Source organism: Brevibacillus panacihumi W25 (genome assembly GCF_000503775.1).
Lineage (GTDB): Bacteria > Bacillota > Bacilli > Brevibacillales > Brevibacillaceae > Brevibacillus > Brevibacillus panacihumi_A.
Genome location: NZ_KI629782.1, coordinates 1,589,785 through 1,607,559 on the forward strand (window position 1 = coordinate 1,589,785; position 17,775 = coordinate 1,607,559).

Sequence of the window (17,775 nt, forward strand, 5' to 3'; positions counted from 1 at the left end):
TATTAAAGCAAAAAACTAATCTGTACCTTGCATGATATACCAACATATGGTACATTCCAACTGTAACCAACGAAGTATATTTTGATGGTTACAAACCCAATTCAAATAACGCTTGAACGGACGAGGAGGATTCGTATGGATGTGAAAGAGTTGTTGTTGCAGGAGTGGAGATGGACGTATGACGAGGAAGACTGGTATCCGCCTTTGCGTGCTGCCTTATCTGGCGTAGATGCGAAGGAAGCAAGCTGGAGGGCAGACGGAGCAGCAGCCAATACCATCTGGGAGACCGTCAGCCATTTGCTGTACTACAAAGAACGCTTCCTCCATCGTCTATCGGGCACAGAATTTGTCTCCGATGCGCAGAGCAATGAAGATACCTTTATCCCGCAGGGAAGCAGTGACGACGAAGAAGCTTGGAAACGAACCGTCCAGCGTCTGGAAGAAGTTCATCATCTCCTCTATGAAAAACTGGGCTCCCTGACCATGGAGGAGCTTCAGCAGCCCTTGCCTCAGGTCTCGGTACAGCAAAGCGCCATGAGCCTGGTGATGCACGACGCTTTTCACACCGGTCAAATCGTGCAATTGCGCAAGCTGCGGGGAACCTGGCCCGCTCAACGTTCCTGATTTTTTTGCAGGACATGAATCCCACTCTCACGAATATTCCTATCAATTCGGATCCAAATTTTTCTAGGAGGCGATCGTATGTCGAGGGTGGTACTATTTGAAATGAACAGCCAGGACCCGGAGCGGGCATCATCTTTTTATTCTTCTGTCTTTGGCTGGCAGGTGGCAGCGCCGAATTGGGGCTATCGGGAGGTGGCGACAGGCTCTGACAACCAGCCGGGAATCAATGGCGGGATTTCGCTGGGGCCAGCTGATTATCCCCATGGCACGCGGGTCGTGATTGAAGTGGAATCGATTGATGAAACCATCAAGGCAGCGGTTGAAAACGGCGCGCAAATCGTACGCGATAAAATGGAGTTCGATGCCTTCTATCTCGCGTATCTCGTCGATCCGGTAGGACTTGGCATCGGTTTGATCCAACATAAATAGGACAAAATACTTGATTTCGATCAAATTTTTACTATACTTGATGAGTAACATAATCTCATACATGTTATCCTCATCTTTCACGATGAGGATAGAGGTCGCGGCTTTTATAGGAATCTGTACGAGATACAAAAGATATCGAGGACTACAGAAGAGGGAAAAGCTGCCGAAGCCCGCACTGCATCTTTTGTGCAAACGGGCTGGGGCTGTACTCGAAAGGGACAGAACTGTCACGTTGGCGAGCCTGCGCTGACGTGTTGTGCTATCTTCCGTGAAGGCTTGGTGGGGATTGAATATACCGCTCTTGGCCTATATTTGGGCTAAGGGCGGTTTTTTCGTTTCTCCGACCTTCCTTTCACCAAAAATATCTCTTATGAAAGGTCGTGCTTACGCATCATGTCTAACCAACAGCAACTCAAGCGCGGTCTGAAAGCCCGCCACCTGACGATGATTGCCATCGGCGGATCGATCGGTACAGGATTGTTTCTCGCCAGTGGCGGCTCGATTCATTCCGCAGGTCCGGGCGGTGCCTTGGTCGCTTACATCGCGATCAGCATCATGGTGTACTTTTTGATGACAAGCCTGGGGGAAATGGCTGCCTTTATGCCGGTTTCCGGCTCCTTCAGCACCTATGCCACCCGGTTCGTCGATCCATCTCTCGGCTTTGCATTGGGCTGGAATTACTGGTACAACTGGGCCATCACGATTGCGGTAGAGCTATCCGCCGCCGCGCTGATCATGAAATACTGGCTGCCAGATGTGCCGTCGATGATCTGGAGCGCCTTGTTCCTGCTGCTCATGTTCGGACTAAATCTATTATCCGTAAAAGGTTACGGTGAATCAGAATACTGGTTTTCCCTGATTAAAGTAGTGACAGTCATTCTCTTCATTATCTTTGGGATTCTGATGATTTTTGGCATCATGGGCGGTGAATCGGTCGGGTTCCAAAATTTCACCAAGGGTGATGCTCCTTTCAGCGGCGGTTTCATGGCGATGCTTGGCGTCTTCATGATCGCCGGCTTCTCCTTCCAGGGGACCGAGCTGGTGGGGATCGCAGCCGGGGAGAGCGAAGATCCTGCCCGCAACATTCCACGCGCCATCCGCCAGATTTTTTGGCGCATCCTGCTCTTCTACATTTTGGCGATTTTCATTATCGGACTGCTCGTCCCATACGACAATCCGAATCTGATCAGCGGGGATCTGACCGACATCGCCATCAGTCCGTTTACCATCGTCTTTGAAAAAGCAGGTTTTGCCTTCGCTGCTTCCGTCATGAACGCAGTCATTCTCACCTCCGTCCTGTCTGCGGGGAACTCGGGGATGTACGCTTCTACACGGATGCTCTGGAATCTCGCGAAGGAAGGCAAAGCACCGAAGATTTTTGCCAAGCTGACACGCCACGGCGTACCGATCAACGCTTTGATCTTGACGGCCCTGATCGGCGCATTTGCTTTCTTGTCCTCCTTGTTCGGAGATGGCGTCGTCTACGTCTGGCTGCTAAACGCTTCCGGGATGTCCGGCTTCATCGCCTGGCTGGGAATCGCCATCAGCCACTACCGTTTCCGCAAGGCTTTTCTGGTGCAAGGACGCGACCTGCGGGAATTGCCTTACAAGGCGAAGTGGTTTCCGTTTGGCCCGATCTTTGCCTTCATCATCTGTCTGATCGTCATTATCGGTCAGAACTACGGGGCATTCCTCGGCGACACCATCGACTGGTACGACGTGGCTGTCTCCTACATCGGCCTGCCGCTCTTCCTGATCGTCTGGCTGGGGTATAAATGGAGCAGGAAGACGAAAGTGGTGGCATTGGAGCAAGTAGACTTGCGTCAGGAATAGACAAAGACATGGGGTGCAATTGCATTCCATGTCTTCTTTACAAAGAGGGGCAACCATGTTACGCTGTATTCATCTAAGATGATCGGAGGGTTACGTGTGGCAAATTTTTCCCGATAAAAAGACAGCAATGCAATTTGCATAATGCGCGTTCTTTTCTGCCTGTGTGCAGCGTAATCGGGATTGGTCTGCCTATACACGGATGCCCATGAAGTCAAATGGTGCTATTTTTGGTGTTCTCCAAAAATAGCCGTCCTGCATTCCTTTCTCGATGCGTTTTACACAGGCCTGATATGCCTGTGTTTTTTTATTTTCTCGAAAAAGGAGTGCTTGTACGTATGACGATCCAACCTTCTCATGACTATCAAGCAGTGATCGAAGAGATGCTTGCCATTACTCGACAGCACGGTATTCGCTTAAACCCTGAGGGGATAACAATCAACGAATCCGGCATGGATTTTCTCGTGGCCATGGCCACAGACGACAACGAAGGGGCATGGATCTTGCGTAAGCCGAGACGTCCCGACGTCTGGGAGCGCGCGTGTAACGAACAAAACGTTTTGGCATTTGTACGTGACAGATTGTCCGTTGAGGTGCCAGATTGGCGTATTTTCACATCCGAACTGATTGCCTATCCATTGCTTGACGGAAATCCGGTCGCGACTGTCGATCCAGGAGGAGCAGGCTATGTTTGGCAGTTCGAGCAAGCTTCGTTGACCGACACCTTTTTTGACTCACTTGCCCAGGCTCTCGCTACCCTTCACCAGGCAGACTTGAAAGAAGCGGCTGCGGCTGGGGTGCGGGTCAAAAGCCCGCAGGAAGCGCGTGAAGCCTTCTCAAATAATATCGAAGAGATCAGGCAAAGCTTCGAGATTCCCGAGAAGCTCTACACACGGTGGCAGACATGGCTTTCTGAAGACTCCTATTGGCCTGAACATTCGACATTGAATCACGGCGATCTCCACCCTCCCCACATCCTTGTGAATGGTTCACAGAAAGTAACGGGTCTGATCGATTGGACGGAAGCCGAATGTGCGGATCACGGCAAGGATTTTGTGATTCTTTTTGCTCTCTTCGGCGAGGAGAGACTTCGCGATTTGCTGGGCCGTTATGAGAAGTTCGGCGGCAAAGTATGGCCTCGCATGCATGAGCATATCGTCGAGCAGTGGGTTGCCTATCCGGCCCTTGTCGCCAAATTCGCCCTTGTCACAGGGAAGGAATCCGATAGGGAGATGGCAAAAGGCATGATTGCAAGCTTTCAGTGAGAATGACGTTTTTCTAATTGCAAGTGTTCTGTGATCAGGTTTGTGATTCCGATTCTTTTCGGATTATAATATCTATACTTTATAAACTGTTATTCAGGAGGCGTTTTTCTTGACAAGAAAAAAAGTCCCTCGTTAATCCCGTGCTCCGCCGCCTTCTTCCCTACATGATGTGACTATCACAACGAGGGAGGATGGCGAATGATGAAGCCCATTATTATTCGGGATTGGAAAGACCTTTATTTTGGCGTCGAGATTGAATTTGTTGGGGGAAAACCAGAAGATGTCGAGCTTTTGCCAGGCTGGACAATGGCGTTGGATGAACGGCAAATTGATGATACTGGCGAAGAGTCCGGCAGCGAGCTTCAAAGTCCCCCCATTCAGTGGAAAGATCGGGAAAAAATCAACGAGATGTTGCAAAGGCTCATTGCGACAGGAGCGAGGGTAAATTGGAATTGCGGACTTCACGTCCACGTTAGCATGGAGCCTTGGGGGGAAGAAGCAATTCCCGATTTTATCGATGCTGCGTTGCAATATCAGGAATCAGTGAAATACGTATTTCATACTAGTGAAGATCGGCTGGTATACTGCCCTCCTGTCACCGTGGAAATGCGGGATCAGTTTGTTTCCGACCCAGGGGATGCGGCTCTTCGACATAGAGGGCGTCCTCAATCCCATCGGTGTGGCATCAACATTGCTGCATGGTTCGATAACAGGACAGTAGAAATTCGTTATGCTAACGGCACTTTGAAATACGATGAAGTAATCACTACCGTCGAATTTTGCCTTCGCTTCGTTGCAGCCGTTGGTGCAAGACGCAAGCTTTCATGTGATCCCAAACAAATGGCAAATGACCTCGGAGTATCTCTCACTGGGTATCCTCCGCCCATTCCTGCCCCACTTTGGTATCGTGAGAGAATATGGTTGGAAAATATGTTAGTACCGATATTAACCCCTATAGCCACCAGCCTCGTCCCAGATAGCGAAATCCTTCATATACTGCCTAGGCCAGATGGTTTATTGGTTGCCATCGAGAATCCCGATGGCAAGCTGATAAAATACCTTTTCCATTTATCTTCAAACGGCTGGAAAGTGGAAGGTAAGCTCCCAGATTCATAAGATTGCTTTAGAGCCCCCCTCGATTTGGGGGGCTTTATCATACATGCGTTTTTCTTTCAATTCTGATTGATTCAACTAGCGAAGTGCCTGCTTTACCCGCTCGATCTGGGCAAGATGGTCACGGACATGCCGAACGCGCAGTTCCAGCAGCTCTTTGAACGTGTACCGCACTCCATCGGGATATTTCCCGATCCGCTCAAGCTGCTCGGGAGTCAGATTTTCCAGAATCGGAAGCATGCTGGCCCGCAGCATTTGGAACAGGAGCAGATGCTGCTCGCGGTTCAACCGTTCATATCCCAGGTTATCCGTCCAAGCTTCCTGATCAAATGACAGCAGAAGCGGTTCTTCCTCCGCCAAGACTTTTCTCAGCCGGTGTGTCGCCAGGATTTCATCATCCGTCACGTGAATCACAATCTGATGGATACTCCATTTGTCTGGTCCAGGTTGGAAACGCAGCTCTTCCTCAGACAACCCTTCGATGGCTTCTCGCAGCAGCGAATAGTCTTGGCTGTACTCCTCGATCAACTTTTCCATTCGATTCCCTCCTCTATCATTGGTTGTGTGGCAGGGAGCATTCAATACATACATATTTTCTTGATTATGGAACAAATACCTGCATGGTTTTAGCCAATAATAATTGACCCGTTTACTAGCGAACCCGTTAACTTAATCTTGTTTTCTTACTAACTCATAGAAAATCTGTGTTACTTCAGCATAGCCGACAATTCTTGATCCTTCCTGAATTCTGATCTTTTTTCCGATCCATAAAGTTCGAGGATATGCTTCGGGTGAAAGAAAAGTAATTGTGGCTTCAATATCAGGCATAGACTTACTCTTTCTATGAATGATCCTTACTATTATTTCCATTCAAACCGATCTTGAATGAAAGATACCTGTCAAATTTAAATCTGTACTCCAGATATTATGTCCTAGTCAGTCGAGGGGGATTTCAAACCGCAATTGTTGGTCAACAGCGATCGTAATGGAGCTTGAGTTCGCCGAAATGGGATGGAAATCCTTCGTAAACCGGGATTCCCCGACAATGCCGCCTCGTCTATTTCCCTTTTCGTCAGTAATGCTGGAAAGAGGAACACCATTTGAATCGAAAACGCGAATCGCATTCGACAAAAGCATGATCTGATTCCACTTTTCGTCATCGCTCAAGTTGGGAGACTCGCCTTCACCCTGTACCCCAAAAACAATTCTAGTTGCACTAGGGGTCCGAACAATTTGTTCAACCGTTAGTGTGTAACCTCTAGATTGACCTGAGACGTTTGGCTGCATTACTTTTGTAACCTCATCTGCCGACATTCGGGAAAGCGGAATCTCAAATGACCAGTTGCCTTCTACGCCCCCCATTTTCTGCAGCCCCAATTGCAGCGTGAATTCTTGAGGCAATTCCTCCATGAAAAACGGCTGGAATGTTCCGTAGTACGTATTTCCACCAACGTGACGCCAATGCAGTAGGTAGTTCTTTTTGGCTTCCTCTGCCGTAAACGTTCTTGTGATTGACTGACCTCCCCAGTTGTAGCTTAATTTTTCTATATGTTGAAACCCGCTCCCATTCGGTGGGAATGTAACTGTAAAGCCGATAGAGAGGTTCAGACGATCGTAATAGGCTTCTTTGAGTGCGACTGTGATCCCCTGGTCTGTCTCCGTTTGATCCAGTGGTTGAGTCAACCCTTGCTGATTCGCTTCTTTTACCCCCGAATCCCCTATAAATCCGAAGATTGAGCCCACATACGGCAATGTTTTGAGCATATGGGCCATGGTTGGGGAAACGAACCCCGTACCGATCAACAAAAACATACCTGCTATGAGGCAAGCAACTGGGATCAGCCAATTGTTCTTTCGTACGTGTGACTTTTTTTGTACATGGCGACTGGGAAGTGGGAGCGATTCTAGGACTTGATCAATTCCAGCGGAGAATTGTGCCGGAACATCCCCAGTCGCTCTCTTGGCAATTTGTCGAAGCTCTTGATCCACTTGTTGTTCATTCATAACCTTTCCTCCATTCCGTAGACTCCGAAGTGAAATAGGCAGCCAACTTTTTTCTAGCGCGACTCAATCGAGATTTGATGGTTCCCTCTGGTTGCCTCAGAATGACCGCCATATCTTTAATCGCCATATCTTCAAAGTAGTAAAGAACGATACAGAGTCGAAGTTCTTTCTCCAAGAACTGAACCGCTTCTTGCAGCTCGATATTCTCTTCAAAACGATAGGGTGATGCTGGCTCTTGCCAATCGTCTAGTAACATAAGTTTGCTGGTTTTGCGGGCCAGACGGTGGCATTCATTCACAAGGATCCGCATCAGCCATGAATGGAACAAACGGGGCTCACGTAATGTAGACAATGAATGATACGCTTTTAAAATTGCTTCCTGCGCAGCGTCCAGGCACTCGTTTTCGGATTGTAATATGGTACGGGCTACTCGATACATGCTTCGCTCGTTTTTCTTGATCAACCTCGTAAAAGCTTCCACATCTCCTGAACAAGCAAGCTCTTCGTCGCAGTTATTCATTGGTTCTCTCATTCAATTCTTCACATCCTGTTTGAAGTCTCTCTATGATAGACACAATGATAGAGCGGTTCGGTTCTCATATTGTTATAATTAAATCACTTTCATCATTTATAACTAAATATAAGTTGAAAAAAGGCAGCCGAGAAACGATACTCAGCTACCTCCCTTTTTATTTGAACTACCGAATCCATTAGCTCCACTGGCAAATTCTAATCCCAATGCTTTTTTTGTATTCCTTTTAATATCCTTTCAACAGGAGCCCATCCAATTAATTTGGGTTGGCTCCATCCCGGAGCTGGTGTGAGACTCTCAATTTCTAAGTAGTTATCTATTCTAACTTTATCCCAGGCATGTATTACATCTCCATTCCCAAGAGATAAACCTACATGTCCCCAATTTTTTATTTCGCCTTCGACCATACCAGAACATGAATAAAAAACAAAAGTTCCTTTTGGCGGAAACCCTATATGGTTGTGAGCCTCATACAGTTCTGCTGACTCTTGGGCATCGGCGCCGCCCCACATTTCAATTTCGTTGCTTCTTTCATAAGCGTCTTCAACAAATGCAAGGCATCTCAGGCGATAATCCTTAGAATTCAAGTGATTTCTTGCCCAAATTATGGCATTTTCAATTTCCTTTTCAAATTTCAATAACTTCCCTCCCATGTTGTTAAGCTGTTGTTCTCTAGATCTCTGTCGCGTCTATCGGAAGCCCCCGTACTCTCTCCAAATAGGCTATCACATTGCTATGGTCGCGAGCAGGATATTCATATTTCAGCTTGTCCGCAAGCAGTTGCCCTGCTTCTTTGGCAAGTTGCAGCGTCGCAAAAAGGGATTCCCATACTTCCGAGTAAGCTGGACCGCTGTATGTCTGCTCGAATAAGTGCCATAGTTCTTCAGGAAGATAGTTTTTTAGCCATTTCGAGGCAAATCCCAGATTTACTTCCCAATTATTCTCCACTCCAACATACCAGGTTAACAGTTGCATCAAATCCTGTTTTACAACGATATCCAACATAAACTTTGCGTATGGCAGCTGGTCTCTCCACAAACCCTTGGCCACATTCGTCGAGCACCATAAGAGATTATTCACGTTCTTGTAGAACTCATCAGCCGAAGGTTTAACGGTTATATAGGAGGCTTCTGAGGGAGGAGGAAACTCTTTTAGAACATTATCTTTGTCCAGAAGCACTTTGGTCAGACTATCTTCCATGTGCTCGTTGACGGTCTTAGCTCGGCGGAATGAAAGATCGATTCTTACCCCATCCGTAAACTGCATAAGAAAAATGTATTCATCCTCGCCATCCGTCTTACTATCATTTAGCTGCATCATAATCAGTTCGCCAAACGTTCTAATCCAATCCTGATGATCCACATAATGTCTAGGCTCGGTGACAACAAATAGTAGATCATAATCGCAAAAGATGTCCTTCGTCACATTCGGGTTAACTCGTGATCCATTCAGGATAACGGCCCTTACCTTCTCGTCAGCATGAGCGAATTGTAATAGTTGATCGATAACTTCAGACTCTGTTCTCACTTGCAACCTCCTTTGTTTGATGACTCTAACTTTCTATCAAAAGGGCACGATGTGGCATGTCAGGATTAGCGATCGTACAGCCGTCCCCCACATTGTACAAAGAGGTCACAAATGCCCTTACTGCAATTGCAATCTATAAGGTTCTTTCGATATGTAGGATAAATTATCCCTCCATCAGGCTCTTACATTTTTGCAAAAAGAAAAAACTTGCCCTGTCGGCAAGTTCTCTATACAACGATATTGTGTAAGCTGAATTCATACTCGGGGCACCCCCAGCTTCAGGACGGCTTCTCTGCCATCCTGAAGCCTCACCGGGGTGACGCAGTTGTTGCTGAGCGAATTACGGAGTCGGCTCCAAGCCATTGCCGTCCCATCGCCCCTGAGCGCCGCTGATCGTCTTAACGCCCCCTTGGCAACGCCTAAGACAAACGGCTTACAAAACGCTCCATCCGATCCAGCGCCTTTTTCAACTGCTCCATAGAGGTGGCATAGGAGCAGCGGATATGACCATTCCCACTTTCCCCAAACACGTCCCCTGGAACCACCGCTACTTTCTCCTCCATCAACAGCTTTTCAGCAAAATCCGCAGCGGACAATCCCGTAGAAGCAATGGACGGGAAGGCATAAAAAGCACCCTCGGGCTCATGGCAAGCAAGACCGATCTGACGGAAGCCGTCTACGACGTAATTGCGCCGCTGCCGATAGCTCTCCACCATCCGCTCCATGTCGCCCTGTCCATGGCGCAGGGCTTCCAGCGCCGCCATCTGTGCCATCGTCGGGGCGCACAGCATCGTGTACTGATGAATTTTCAGCATCCCGGCCAGCAGCTCTGGCTCTGCACAGACGTAGCCGAGGCGCCAGCCTGTCATGGCAAAAGCTTTGGAGAAGCCAGAGATGAGGATCGTCCGCTCCTTCATGCCTGGCAATGCGGCGATGCTGTCGTGCATGCGTCCGTATGTCAGCTCCCCGTAAATTTCGTCGGAGATGACCAGCAGATCATGCTTTTCCAAGATCGGCAGCAAGGCTTGCCATTCCGCAGCGCTCATCGTGCTTCCCGTCGGGTTGTTCGGATAGCAGAAGATAATGGCTTTGGTCCGAGCAGTAATATGCGATTCCAGTTCCTCCGGTGTCAGCTTGAACTGGTTCTCCATCGTCGTTTTCAAAAAGACGGGCACCCCGCCAGCCAGACGGATTACCGGCTCGTAGGAGACGTAGCAAGGCTCGACGACCAATACCTCATCGCCCGGATCGAGGATCGCTCGCAAGGCAATGTCAATCGCTTCACTGGCCCCGACTGTCACGAGGATTTCCTTTTCGGGATGATAGCTGACGGCAAAGCGCTCCTCCAGATATTTCTGAATCTCCACGCGCAGCTCCAGCATCCCGGCATTGGAGGTGTAGGCGGTATAGCCGCGCTCCAGCGACGAGATCGACGCTTCCCGCATCCGCCATGGAGTGACGAAATCCGGCTCCCCTACCCCGAGCGAGATGACACCCTCCATGGATGCCGCCAGATCAAAAAAGCGGCGGATTCCCGATGGCTTCAAGGATTCTACAGTAGCAGACAGACGACGTTTTGCAGTCAAGGTTGATTGTGTACTCATGGGGTTACCACCATCCTGCGATCTTCATCGCGATCCTCCAGCTCGATGCCGTCATGCTTGTAGCGCTGCAGGATAAAGTGCGTAGCTGTCGATACGACAGAGTCGATCGTCGCCAGCTTTTGCGAGACGAACGACGCCACCTCACGCATCGTTTTTCCTTCCAGCACCACCGAGAGATCGTAGCTGGCTCCCGACATCAGATAGACTGCCTGCACTTCGGGAAAACGGCAGATGCGCTTGGCTACCTCATCAAAGCCCACATCGCGCTTGGGCGTTACTTTTACATCGATCATGGCCGTGACATACGGATGATCATCAACCCGCTCCCAGTTGATCAGGGCGGGATATTTCACAATGATGTTTTCCTCTTCCAGAGCGGCGATCGCCTTCTCTATCTCTTCTTTTGGCTCCGCCAGCATCTTCGCCAGCTGTTCGACATCCTGTCTGCTGTCCTCTTCCAAAAGACGCAGCAGCTCCATCTGTTTTTGACGGTTCATTCTCACCACTCCATTCTCCTTGTCAAATCAAAAACGCCCCAGCAACCGGACTCGGGCATACACCTGGTTCCGATTGCTGAGGCGAACGATCGCGGTACCACTCAGCTTTTTTGTCCCTCTCACAAAAGACAAACTCATGCAGTCAACTAAGACGTGCGCCCGATAACGTGGGCCAGCCGCTGCCTTCTACGAAATGCGCAACAGGTTCAAAGGCAGTGCTCCAAGGTGGCGTTCAAAAAGAGTTTGCGACGGCCCTTTCAGCATGCAGGCCGCTCTCTTTGCGTCAAAGCTCTCTTCTACTTTCCTTTTCACAGCGTTGTTCAGTATGGCTTTGCTTGAATGACTCAGATTATAGAAAGCTTTTGCCCGCTTGTCAACTGAAACCTGCTGGTCACACTCTTCTATTTTTTCACGGATGGCATGACATCATCCGGAATCGGGCATACATACTTCTCTTTGCCCAGACGTTGTTTCAATTCGACTTTGGCTTTTTCGATCAGCTCTGGGTTTTTCAGCATATCCACGGCTGTTGCAGCCATGACTTTACCAGCATGCAGCATTCCTTTATGACCAATGGAAGTTGCACCGAGCGTGACCCACTGCCAGGAGTGCAGCGTCGAGCCATTGATGAAGCAGGCCGTCGTGCATTGGGCAGTTGGTGTGATCCAGCTTACGTCCCCTACATCAGAGGAGCCGTTGAGCGGTCTTTGCTCGCCGTTATACGAATTAAGCCAGGTAACCATATCTACATCCGGGCCGTCTGGCGTCTCTTTTTCCGAGGTGCGCAGTTCTGACTCAGTCAAAGTGGCACGTACCTCTTTGGCCAAAGCCAGCTCTGCCTCGTCGTGGACCGGAACACCCAGTTGTTGGAAATTGCGGTACATAACCTCTTCCAGCGTTTGATTTTGCACCAGGTTGGAGCATGCTTTGTCAAAGACGATCTCCACTTCGGTTTCGGTCATGAGCGCAGCACCTTGGGCGATTTTGCAGACACGTTCGTAAATTTCCTGTACGAGTTCCACTTTTGGAGCGCGCACGAGGTACAGTACTTCTGCGAACGACTGCACAACGTTCGGCGAAAAGCCGCCTGTGTTGGTAACTGCGTAGTGTACACGAGCTTCCGGGATGATGTGCTCACGCAGGTAGTTCACGCCGACATTCATCAGCTCGACAGCATCCAGGGCACTGCGTCCGAGATGTGGGCTGGCAGCGGCGTGGGAGCTTTTCCCGTGGAATTTGAAATACACTTGGTAGTTGGCAAGCGAATTCATCGCCATGATGCTGTTGTAGCCCATCGGGTGCCAGCACAGAGCAAAATCGACGTCATCGAACAATCCCGCACGTGCCATGAAGGTCTTACCGGAGCCGCCTTCTTCCCCAGGGCAGCCGTAGTAGCGAACCGTACCGGGCAGATTGTTTTCTTCCATGTATTGTTTGACCGCGACGGCTGCTGCCAGGGAGGCGGTGCCGAGCAGATTGTGGCCGCAGCCATGTCCGTTTGCGCCTGGCACCTCGGCTTCCTGTTTCGCCTGACCTTTCTTTTGACTCATGCCGGAGAGGGCGTCATATTCTCCCAAGATCGCGACAACCGGACCGCCGCTTCCAAAACTTCCGATAAAAGCCGTCTTGATTCCGCCGACGCCTTTCTCTACCGTAAACCCTTCGCTCTCCAGGGTGCTCGCGAGCAGTTCGGCCGACTGGAATTCTTCGAAACGAGTCTCTGCAAACTCCCAGATGCGGTCGCTCACTTTGATAAACGACTCTCTTTTGCTTTCGATCATTTCTGCAATCCGTTGTGTATGCATATAGAAACATCCTCTCTATTTTGCAGTTTGACACCTCTTGTGATCAATCGAAGAGTCCCTTAGGCAAGAATTCGTCTCGCAATTCGATTCAGCAACTCGACGCTGCGCGGAAGAATTTCCTCCTGAATATCGAACTTCGGATGGTGGTGAGGTGCCGGAATATCGGTTCCAATCGACATGTACGTCCCTTTGCCCCCGCGATCCTGCACGCGCTTGATCATAAAGCTGGCATCCTCGCTGCCCATTGAGTTGTGTTCGCCCTTTTTAAAAGAGTGAAAGCCTTCTACCTTTTTTGCCTCTTCCAAAGCCAGTTCGGCCATCTCATCGTCATAATCAATCGGAATGGCTCCTCCGATGACTTCAATTTCATAGTTGAGATCGTGCATGGCAGCGCTGCTGGCGATAATGTTGCGCACCCGCTTTTCGAGCTCGGCATTGACCTCTTCTGTCTCAGAGCGGGTCTCCACAATCATTTTCGCATAGGCAGGGATGATGTTGGCTGCCGTTCCGCCTTCCAGCACGCCGACGTTGATGCGGGTATCGGCGGAGCTAAATCGGGTAATCGCATGAATGTTAAGCAAAGCGGTAGCTGCCCCCAGCAAAGCATTTTTCCCTACCTCAGGCGATGCGCCGGCATGGGAGGAGACACCGTGGAAATGAGCCAGCATTTTCGTCGTCGCGAGAAACCCGTGGGAACCGCCATGAATTTCACCCAGCGGGACATTGACTCCGAGATGATGGCAGAAAATGTAATCAACATCGTCCAAAAGTCCTTTTTGCACGATCGAATAAGCGCCACGCACACCTTCCTCTGCGGGTTGGAATATCAGTTTGACGGTGCCGGAAAAGTCTCCGTCTGCAAGCTTTTCCGCCAGCCCCAGACCGATGGTGGTATGTCCATCATGGGCACATGCGTGCATGTTGCCTTCATAGCGGGAGCGAAAGCCATTTGCCTTGGGGAAATGATCTTCTTCTTTGCTCTCCAGCACGGGCAGGGCATCCATATCGAAGCGAAACGCCACCGTAGGTCCGTCCGCCTTTCCTTTTTTCACACCGATTACAGCTGTGTAGCCGCCGCGCATTTTTGCTGCAATGGCAGGATTGGCGCCGTCACGCAGCGCCCGTTCGTATGCTTGGTCCAGTACTTGCTGTGATGGCAGGCCCCTGCGTGAGGGGCCGTCCATTGCATCTTGTCCGTATATCACGTCGTATCCGAGAGAAGTCAGCAATTCCACCACTTTGGCAGCGGTGCGAAATTCAGTGAAGCCTACTTCCGGATGCATATGAAAATCTCTTCGTATAGAAACCAAATCCATCATCAGTTATACCTCCTAATTCTCTTTGGAGCATCTTTATGCTTACAGGTGAGGGTATACCCCAGGCCCAATTGGCAAACCTAGGAAATACCAGGCGATAAAGAACAGCGTCCAAATGATGAAAATCGCGATCGGGTAAGGCAGAATCAAGGAATAGTAAGTTCCCAGCTTGGCATCCTTATTGTATTCCTGCAGGAAGCCCAGGAACAACGGGATGAACGGCGACACAATCGCGAACGGAATGACGGACGAGTCGGCAATCCGGAATGCAATTTGCGCGAATGCGGGGTGGAAGCCCAACGCCATGAACATCGGAATGAACACCGGTGCCAAAAGCGACCAGATCGCAGAACCACTGGCGATAAACATACAGAGGAACGCGGACAAAAACATCAAGCCGATGAAGACTGGAGCGCCTGTCATGTTCATTTTTTCCAGCACGTCTGTAATAGACAGGGCGAGGAAGCTGCCCATGTTGCTCCAGTTGAACATCGCGACGAATTGCGACAGCGGGAACACCATGACGATAAAACCAGCCATTCCTTTGATCGGATCAGTCAGCAAGGCAGGAATGTCATTTTGCTTTTTGATTACCCCGACTTTCAAGCCGTACGTAATCGCAACCGTGAAGAAGAACAGCAAAATAACAGGTACAATTCCCGAAATGAAAGGAGATGGAACGACAGTACCCAGTTTCGGATCGCGAAGAATACCGTTGGCAGGAACCACTAATGCTGCGATGACAGCGATGAACACCAATGCCGCCACACCTGCAGCGCGAAGACCTTTCTTTTGGATATCGCTTAGATCTTCCAGTTTGCCGACCTTATCCCCTTTGTAGACACCCAGCCTCGGTTCGATGTATTTATCGGTGATAAAGCCGATGATTGCGGACAGCAAGAATACGGAAGCCGCCATGAAGAACCAGTTGTCCAAAACGCTGACCGTTACGTTCGGATCAACGCCTTTTGAAATCTCCGAGCTGATACCGGAAAGCAAGACGTCTGTCGTCACGATCAGGATATTCGCGGTAAAACCGGACCCAACACCCGCGATCGCAGCCAAAAGACCGGCGATCGGGTTACGCCCTACTGCCATGAAGATCATGGCTCCCAGTGGAGGCATAATCACGAAAGCTGCGTCAGAAGACACATGACTGAAAAAGGCGATAAATGCTACCAGATAACTGGCGTAGCGGGCGCTTACTTTCAGGGACATTTTGCGGATAACCGCTTCCAAAAGCCCTACCTTTTCAGCCAACCCGACCCCAAGCATCAAGGTCAGAATCGCCCCGAGCGGCAGGAATCCGGAGAAGTTTTTGATAATGTTGGGCAGCAGCCATTGGAGGCCCTCTTGGCTAAGCAGATTTTTCACCGCTACTTGTTCATTTTTGATCGGATCCATCGCTGTTACGTGGAACCAGGACAAGAGAGCGGTGGCGACCATCAAAATGGCGATCAGGTAAAGGAAAAGCATGAATGGGTTGGGCAGCTTGTTCCCGATTCTCTCGACCCACTTCAAAAGGCCCCTTCCTTCTGACTGCTGATCGATTTGGTCTGTTCGGATTGGATGTGCACTCATATGAGAACCCCCCTTAGCGTCGTTTTATACCTCTTTTCCTCATGCCGTCGTATTATTCTTTCGGGAAATAATACAGCGCTGAGTGAGTGATCAGTCTTTTTCAATCACAAATTGAAAGCCCTTTCATTTCTGTTTCAGTTTTGACTGAAAAACGCTCCCCTTTCCTCCCGTAAAGTTCGTTCGTCATTTTACGAACATAAAAAGACAATTTCGTTTAATTGGATTATATAGTATAGTTAAAAACATTTCAATACAATTGTTAGACTTCTTGCAAAATACAAATGCTTCATTCGTCTTCGACTTTATGAAATAGAAAAAACACCCGAATAATTTCGGGTGCTCCTCAATTCTTTAGCATATACATTTTTTTCGGCCTGCCTCGAACTCCCTGCTGTTCTTCGCCAATTAATTCGGCCAGGCCGTATTCGCACAAGCTGCCCATGATTCGCTGGGCATTCCGTACAGTCATGGACAAATACTCCGCGATGTCTGTCGTCGTAAACGCACCCCAGCCCATTCGCTGAACCAACGCCTCGATCTTATTGTACGTTTTGATGCTAACATTGGCCTTGTTCAGTTTTTCCAACAACTCTTTGTCATTGGAACGGAAAGAATACGACAGCTGGTCCGCTTCCCCGACTGCTTCCAAAATGACCCCGTCATCCTGGACGATGACGATCCCGAATTCTGGCCTCTCCTTCGCGTGCTGGATCGCTTTTCGTGCGTTGTTTTCAGCAGAGAACGCCGTTTCCCCGAATCCGACCCCGACTGCCACGGGTACATCCGCATCGAGTGACAGCTGCCGGACCGTGTTACGAAGCATCTCGATTTCTCGTTGAATCGCGCCGCGCGTGCTGAAGATCTGGTACCGTCCGTTCCCGTTGGCCAGAAGCGATCCATCCAGCTTTTCGCACAAAAGCAGCAAAGTCTGCCTGATTTTCAATTCGAGATGCTGCAGATGAAACCGTGTTTTCGACCTCTCCGCGATCTTGTCCATTTCCTCAAGCTCGATGATTTCCACACCGATCTGCGTATCCTTGAAATAAGAGCTTTTCGCCTTCTCTATCACAATCTTCATCACTTGCTTGATTTCCATTTTCGTCATCAAGACGCGATAGACAGGGATACCTTCGGCTTTCAGTGCGCGTTCTACAGAAGAAAGGGTTGTAAATACTCCTTGTGTTTTCCCGGCTTTCCATAGGTCGAGATGATACTGTGTAATTTTCTGGGCATCGTAATTTTCATCATACGTCAGGATGTGATGATCCTCTAAAGGAATATCGAGCTCATGCAAGGATTCGTGCAAGTATTTTCGCTCGGAGTCGATCATGTCGACAGAAACGCACTTTACAACCTCGCCGCAATCGATGGACATCCGGATAAAGCACCGATACAAATTGGATCCCGTTGGCGGACAATAGACAATATTCGCATCGGGACTCAGTACGCTTTTCGCAATCGTGTACGGGATCGGCCCAGAAAAAAACCACCCGTCACATTCCCGGCTGTATTCAAGGACGATGCTGCTTACAGACTTGGCATCATCGTACGGAATCGGAACAAATTCGATTTCGTGCTCAAATTCATCTGCAACTTCCAGTATCCGCTCTACGGAAGGCGGCGGTCCAACGACACCTATTTTATACAT

The 17,775-nt window shown here is 49.4% G+C and carries 16 protein-coding genes, 1 riboswitch and 1 other annotated feature; of the genes, 5 read left to right on the forward strand and 11 right to left on the reverse strand.

Going from position 1 to position 17,775, the window contains the following annotated elements; all coding sequences use genetic code 11:
• Nucleotides 1–135: 135 nt before the first annotated feature.
• The 5 genes from T458_RS36950 to T458_RS36970 all read left to right on the forward strand — a co-directional run bounded on the left by T458_RS36950 (nt 136) and on the right by T458_RS36970 (nt 5,264).
• Nucleotides 136–624: a DinB family protein gene (locus T458_RS36950; RefSeq protein WP_023556067.1), complete on the forward strand. Its 489-nt coding sequence runs from the start codon at nt 136–138 to the stop codon at nt 622–624.
• Nucleotides 625–702: 78 nt separating this feature from the next.
• The gene (locus tag T458_RS36955; protein ID WP_023556068.1) at nt 703–1,053 is read left to right on the forward strand and encodes a VOC family protein; all 351 of its coding nucleotides are present in this window, start codon (nt 703–705) and stop codon (nt 1,051–1,053) included.
• An 81-nt stretch (nt 1,054–1,134) separates the two neighbouring features.
• Nucleotides 1,135–1,323: riboswitch (Lysine riboswitch) on the forward strand.
• Between the two features lie 123 nt (nt 1,324–1,446).
• Nucleotides 1,447–2,886, forward strand: coding sequence for an amino acid permease (locus tag T458_RS36960; RefSeq protein ID WP_023556069.1), 1,440 nt, complete (start codon nt 1,447–1,449; stop codon nt 2,884–2,886).
• Between the two features lie 335 nt (nt 2,887–3,221).
• A complete protein-coding gene (locus T458_RS36965) occupies nt 3,222–4,148 on the forward strand; it encodes a macrolide 2'-phosphotransferase (protein ID WP_023556070.1) in 927 nt (308 codons plus the stop codon).
• 198 nt (nt 4,149–4,346) lie between these two features.
• Nucleotides 4,347–5,264, forward strand: coding sequence for an amidoligase family protein (locus T458_RS36970; RefSeq protein WP_023556071.1), 918 nt, complete (start codon nt 4,347–4,349; stop codon nt 5,262–5,264).
• 75 nt (nt 5,265–5,339) lie between these two features.
• On the opposite strand, the gene T458_RS36975 is transcribed toward T458_RS36970, so the two are convergent.
• From T458_RS36975 to T458_RS37025, 11 genes are all read right to left on the reverse strand, one after another.
• The gene (locus T458_RS36975; RefSeq protein WP_023556072.1) at nt 5,340–5,798 is read right to left on the reverse strand and encodes a DinB family protein; all 459 of its coding nucleotides are present in this window, start codon (nt 5,796–5,798) and stop codon (nt 5,340–5,342) included.
• A gap of 399 nt (nt 5,799–6,197) precedes the next feature.
• The gene (locus T458_RS36980) at nt 6,198–7,265 is read right to left on the reverse strand and encodes a DUF4179 domain-containing protein (protein WP_023556074.1); all 1,068 of its coding nucleotides are present in this window, start codon (nt 7,263–7,265) and stop codon (nt 6,198–6,200) included.
• Complete coding sequence (locus T458_RS36985; RefSeq protein ID WP_023556075.1) at nt 7,258–7,797, reverse strand: sigma-70 family RNA polymerase sigma factor; 540 nt, start codon at nt 7,795–7,797, stop codon at nt 7,258–7,260. The genes T458_RS36980 and T458_RS36985 overlap by 8 nt, the downstream gene beginning before the upstream one ends.
• A gap of 197 nt (nt 7,798–7,994) precedes the next feature.
• A complete protein-coding gene (locus T458_RS36990; protein ID WP_023556076.1) occupies nt 7,995–8,435 on the reverse strand; it encodes an NlpC/P60 family protein in 441 nt (146 codons plus the stop codon).
• Between the two features lie 34 nt (nt 8,436–8,469).
• On the reverse strand, nt 8,470–9,324 hold the full coding sequence (locus tag T458_RS36995) for an aminoglycoside 6-adenylyltransferase (protein ID WP_023556077.1): 855 nt from the start codon (nt 9,322–9,324) through the stop codon (nt 8,470–8,472).
• Between the two features lie 419 nt (nt 9,325–9,743).
• Entirely contained in the window at nt 9,744–10,928 is a 1,185-nt protein-coding gene (locus T458_RS37000) for an aminotransferase (RefSeq protein WP_023556078.1), read from the reverse strand.
• Nucleotides 10,925–11,425, reverse strand: coding sequence for an Lrp/AsnC family transcriptional regulator (locus T458_RS37005; protein WP_031305559.1), 501 nt, complete (start codon nt 11,423–11,425; stop codon nt 10,925–10,927). The genes T458_RS37000 and T458_RS37005 overlap by 4 nt, the downstream gene beginning before the upstream one ends.
• Before the next feature lie 74 nt (nt 11,426–11,499).
• Nucleotides 11,500–11,746 (reverse strand) — a binding site (T-box leader).
• An 80-nt stretch (nt 11,747–11,826) separates the two neighbouring features.
• Complete coding sequence (locus T458_RS37010) at nt 11,827–13,230, reverse strand: M20 family metallopeptidase (RefSeq protein WP_023556080.1); 1,404 nt, start codon at nt 13,228–13,230, stop codon at nt 11,827–11,829.
• 59 nt (nt 13,231–13,289) lie between these two features.
• Entirely contained in the window at nt 13,290–14,549 is a 1,260-nt protein-coding gene (locus T458_RS37015; RefSeq protein WP_023556081.1) for an amidohydrolase, read from the reverse strand.
• Nucleotides 14,550–14,588: 39 nt separating this feature from the next.
• Nucleotides 14,589–16,127, reverse strand: coding sequence for an AbgT family transporter (locus T458_RS37020; protein WP_023556082.1), 1,539 nt, complete (start codon nt 16,125–16,127; stop codon nt 14,589–14,591).
• Between the two features lie 343 nt (nt 16,128–16,470).
• Nucleotides 16,471–17,775, reverse strand: a complete 1,305-nt coding sequence (locus T458_RS37025) for a hypothetical protein (protein ID WP_023556083.1) — start codon at nt 17,773–17,775, stop codon at nt 16,471–16,473.

What these genes read in the sequence shown, in the direction of transcription:
- T458_RS36950 (WP_023556067.1), top strand. Translation starts at nt 136, where the DNA reads ATGGATGTGAAAGAGTTGTTGTTGCAGGAGTGGAGATGGACGTATGAC.
- T458_RS36955 (WP_023556068.1), top strand. Translation starts at nt 703, where the DNA reads ATGTCGAGGGTGGTACTATTTGAAATGAACAGCCAGGACCCGGAGCGG.
- T458_RS36960 (WP_023556069.1), top strand. Translation starts at nt 1,447, where the DNA reads ATGTCTAACCAACAGCAACTCAAGCGCGGTCTGAAAGCCCGCCACCTG.
- T458_RS36965 (WP_023556070.1), top strand. Translation starts at nt 3,222, where the DNA reads ATGACGATCCAACCTTCTCATGACTATCAAGCAGTGATCGAAGAGATG.
- T458_RS36970 (WP_023556071.1), top strand. Translation starts at nt 4,347, where the DNA reads ATGATGAAGCCCATTATTATTCGGGATTGGAAAGACCTTTATTTTGGC.
- T458_RS36975 (WP_023556072.1), bottom strand. Translation starts at nt 5,798, where the DNA reads ATGGAAAAGTTGATCGAGGAGTACAGCCAAGACTATTCGCTGCTGCGA.
- T458_RS36980 (WP_023556074.1), bottom strand. Translation starts at nt 7,265, where the DNA reads ATGAATGAACAACAAGTGGATCAAGAGCTTCGACAAATTGCCAAGAGA.
- T458_RS36985 (WP_023556075.1), bottom strand. Translation starts at nt 7,797, where the DNA reads ATGAGAGAACCAATGAATAACTGCGACGAAGAGCTTGCTTGTTCAGGA.
- T458_RS37000 (WP_023556078.1), bottom strand. Translation starts at nt 10,928, where the DNA reads ATGAGTACACAATCAACCTTGACTGCAAAACGTCGTCTGTCTGCTACT.
- T458_RS37005 (WP_031305559.1), bottom strand. Translation starts at nt 11,425, where the DNA reads ATGAACCGTCAAAAACAGATGGAGCTGCTGCGTCTTTTGGAAGAGGAC.
- T458_RS37010 (WP_023556080.1), bottom strand. Translation starts at nt 13,230, where the DNA reads ATGCATACACAACGGATTGCAGAAATGATCGAAAGCAAAAGAGAGTCG.
- T458_RS37015 (WP_023556081.1), bottom strand. Translation starts at nt 14,549, where the DNA reads ATGATGGATTTGGTTTCTATACGAAGAGATTTTCATATGCATCCGGAA.
- T458_RS37020 (WP_023556082.1), bottom strand. Translation starts at nt 16,127, where the DNA reads ATGAGTGCACATCCAATCCGAACAGACCAAATCGATCAGCAGTCAGAA.
- T458_RS37025 (WP_023556083.1), bottom strand. Translation starts at nt 17,775, where the DNA reads ATGTATAAAATAGGTGTCGTTGGACCGCCGCCTTCCGTAGAGCGGATA.